Below are 2,426 nucleotides of genomic sequence, written 5' to 3'. Positions count from 1 at the left end.
GCAGGACAGAATGCAACAGCAACGGAGCTCCTCAGGTACAAGCTGTCTTGGTCGACTGCCTGTACCAACGAGCTCCGTTGCGCTTTGTCCTCGACCCCTCAACGCGCTTGCGTGACCTGCGAAAACGCTAACTTCCCGGCCTTGAGGGAAGGCCCGAGCGCCTGTGACAAGACGGACGCCTCGTTTGTGGCGGTCGCGGCGATATTGAATCGCTGCGACTGGCCATCCGCTGGCAGGCTGCCCGCATGGATCACGCAGAAGTACTGCTTATCGGAGGACGAGCCGGTGTCGGCAAGACGACGGTGGGATGGGAAGTCTCGGCGCTGCTGCGCTCTGCGGCAGTCGCTCACGCGATCATCGACGGTGACTTCATGGGGCAGGTGCATCCTGCACCAGACGGAGACCCGCACCGTGCGCAGATCACCGAGAGCAACCTGACTGCCGTGTGGGCGAACTTCACACAGCGCGGATACCGACGCCTCATCTACACGAACACCTTGAGCGTGTTGCCGGAGGCGACAGGCATGTTTGAGCGTGCCATGGGGGGCGGAGTACGGATCACACGAGTCCTGCTTACCGCCTCGGACGCCACCGCCCGCGAGCGGCTGGTGGGCCGGGAGCGCGGCTCAGAGCTGGAACAGGAGCTGGAAGAAAGTATCCGCAAGGCACGGCTCCTGGATCAGCGGACTCCTGATGACACCGTGCGAGTAGCAACAGACGGGCGGCCCATCGTCGACATCGCGCGGGAGGTAGTGGCTGCGACCGGATGGACGACCATCGTTTCTCCGTGACAGAAGGCCTGCCGAACAAGGACTTGTGACAAGTCGAATGCCTCGGTGGTGACAACCAGTTTGCCTTGCGCAGCTCAACCCGCCAGCTCAACCGACTTCGCCGGTGACAACTTCTGAGCTTCGGCTCAAATAATCTGGTGGGTCGTCGTACAGCGCTCTGGCGGCGGCCCGCTTTCGAATCCGCACCACGAATACGAGGCCGATGATGAGCCGCCCCGGCCGCCCCGGCGCACTGCGCGCCGTCCGCTCGCTCGCCCCGCGCGTCGCCGCGCCCCGGGAGCCGGTCGACTCGGCCCGCATCGGGTCGTACGGCGGCGGGCGAAGGGGATGGACGCCGACGCCGTCGCGGCGGCCTTCGAGGACGCCCGGTTCGAGGTACGGCAGGCGTCCCGGCACGAGGACCTGGCGGACGACGTCCGCGGCCGCGCGGAGCTCGCGGAGTGGGAGCGCATCGAGCAGCTGCTCGCCGACGCGGCGCCGGGCACCGTCTACGACCCGGACGTCGATGACGTCGTTCGAGCGGAACTCGCGGCCGAAGCCGCGGCTGCCGCCGCCCGGGAAGCCGAGCTGCGCGAGGCCGCACGGGTTGCGGCCCGCGCCGATGAGCTCCAGGCGCTGCGCGAGCTGGGCACGCTGACGCAAGCCATCCCCCGCACCGGGGACGAAGCCGTCCGCGACGAACTCAGCCGCCGCGCCGACTGGTACATCCAACCGGATGTCGACGGCTGGCTCGCGCACGCCCTGGCCACCCACACCGGGCACTACGCCGACCCGGCCGCCCGCGAGGCCGCCGTCGGACTGCTGCCGCAGCCACTGCTCACCCACGCCGCGCTGCTCGCCGAACTCGCCCGCCTGGTCCCGGAGACGGACGCCGGGCAACTGGCGTTCGCCGGCCGGCTCGCCGCCGCCGACACCGCGGCCGCAGCCAACCTCACGGCGTTCCTCACCCGCGCGACCGGACCAACGGACGGAGTCGAGTCGTCGTTCGGGATGTGACCCGCCCCGGCCCGGCCGCACGCGCTTCGTCCGTACCCGGCCCAGCCGTGAGGTCGTTGGAGGGGCGTGACGACATCTGTGGTGGCTGAGGCGCTGCGCCGGGACGCGGCGGTTCTGCTGGAGGAGTACCGGGCCGGGCGGTGGGTGCCGGACCCTGCGGAGCAGGAGCTGGCCGAACTGGAGTTGTGCGGTGTTGCTCGTCACCGTGCGGCGGGCGGCTGTACCAGCAGCCACCGCTGATTGTGCGCGACCGCGGCATTGTTCAGTGCCTGGCCTTCGCGGTGGCGGTCGCCGGTCTGTTGGAAGATGCCGGCGGCGGTGGTGTGGGCGTTGATGGCGTCTTCGAACCTGCGCACCTCCTGCAGGGCGAGGCCGAGGTTGTTCAGTGCCTGGCCTTCGCGGTGGCGGTCGCCGGTCTCCCGGCAGATGGCCAGGTCCCGGGTGTGGGCGTCGATGGCGTCTTCGAACCTGCGCACCTCCTGCAGGGCGAGGCCGAGGTTGCCCAGTGCCTGGCCTTCGCGGTGGCGGTCGCCGGTCTCCCGGCAGATGCCGGCCGCGGCGGTGTGGGCGTTGATGGCGTCTTCGAACCTGCGCACCTCCTGCAGGGCGAGGCCGAGGTTGTTCAGTGCCTGGCCTTCG

Annotated in this window: 4 protein-coding genes; 3 read left to right on the top strand and 1 reads right to left on the bottom strand. The window is 69.5% G+C overall.

The window, feature by feature from the left end; all coding sequences use genetic code 11:
* Positions 1–245 precede the first annotated feature (245 nt).
* The 3 genes from LCE31_RS38875 to LCE31_RS38865 all read left to right on the top strand — a co-directional run bounded on the left by LCE31_RS38875 (position 246) and on the right by LCE31_RS38865 (position 2,027).
* Positions 246–791: an AAA family ATPase gene (locus tag LCE31_RS38875; protein ID WP_225022949.1), complete on the top strand. Its 546-nt coding sequence runs from the start codon at positions 246–248 to the stop codon at positions 789–791.
* A 327-nt stretch (positions 792–1,118) separates the two neighbouring features.
* Positions 1,119–1,787 (top strand): hypothetical protein, encoded by a 669-nt coding sequence (locus tag LCE31_RS38870; protein ID WP_225022948.1) that lies wholly within the window; start codon positions 1,119–1,121, stop codon positions 1,785–1,787.
* A 66-nt stretch (positions 1,788–1,853) separates the two neighbouring features.
* Complete coding sequence (locus LCE31_RS38865) at positions 1,854–2,027, top strand: hypothetical protein (protein ID WP_225022947.1); 174 nt, start codon at positions 1,854–1,856, stop codon at positions 2,025–2,027.
* Here the strand turns inward: LCE31_RS38865 and LCE31_RS38860 are convergent.
* On the bottom strand, positions 1,988–2,426 hold a 439-nt coding region (locus LCE31_RS38860), incomplete at its 5' end, for a tetratricopeptide repeat protein (RefSeq protein ID WP_225022946.1). The two genes, LCE31_RS38865 and LCE31_RS38860, sit on opposite strands and share 40 nt — an antisense overlap.

The organism is Streptomyces sp. 8L (assembly GCF_020176795.1).
Taxonomy (GTDB): Bacteria; Actinomycetota; Actinomycetes; order Streptomycetales; family Streptomycetaceae; genus Streptomyces.
This window is presented reverse-complemented; position numbering and strand designations above follow the sequence as displayed.

What these genes read in the sequence shown, in the direction of transcription:
- LCE31_RS38875 (WP_225022949.1), top strand. Translation starts at nt 246, where the DNA reads ATGGATCACGCAGAAGTACTGCTTATCGGAGGACGAGCCGGTGTCGGC.
- LCE31_RS38870 (WP_225022948.1), top strand. Translation starts at nt 1,119, where the DNA reads ATGGACGCCGACGCCGTCGCGGCGGCCTTCGAGGACGCCCGGTTCGAG.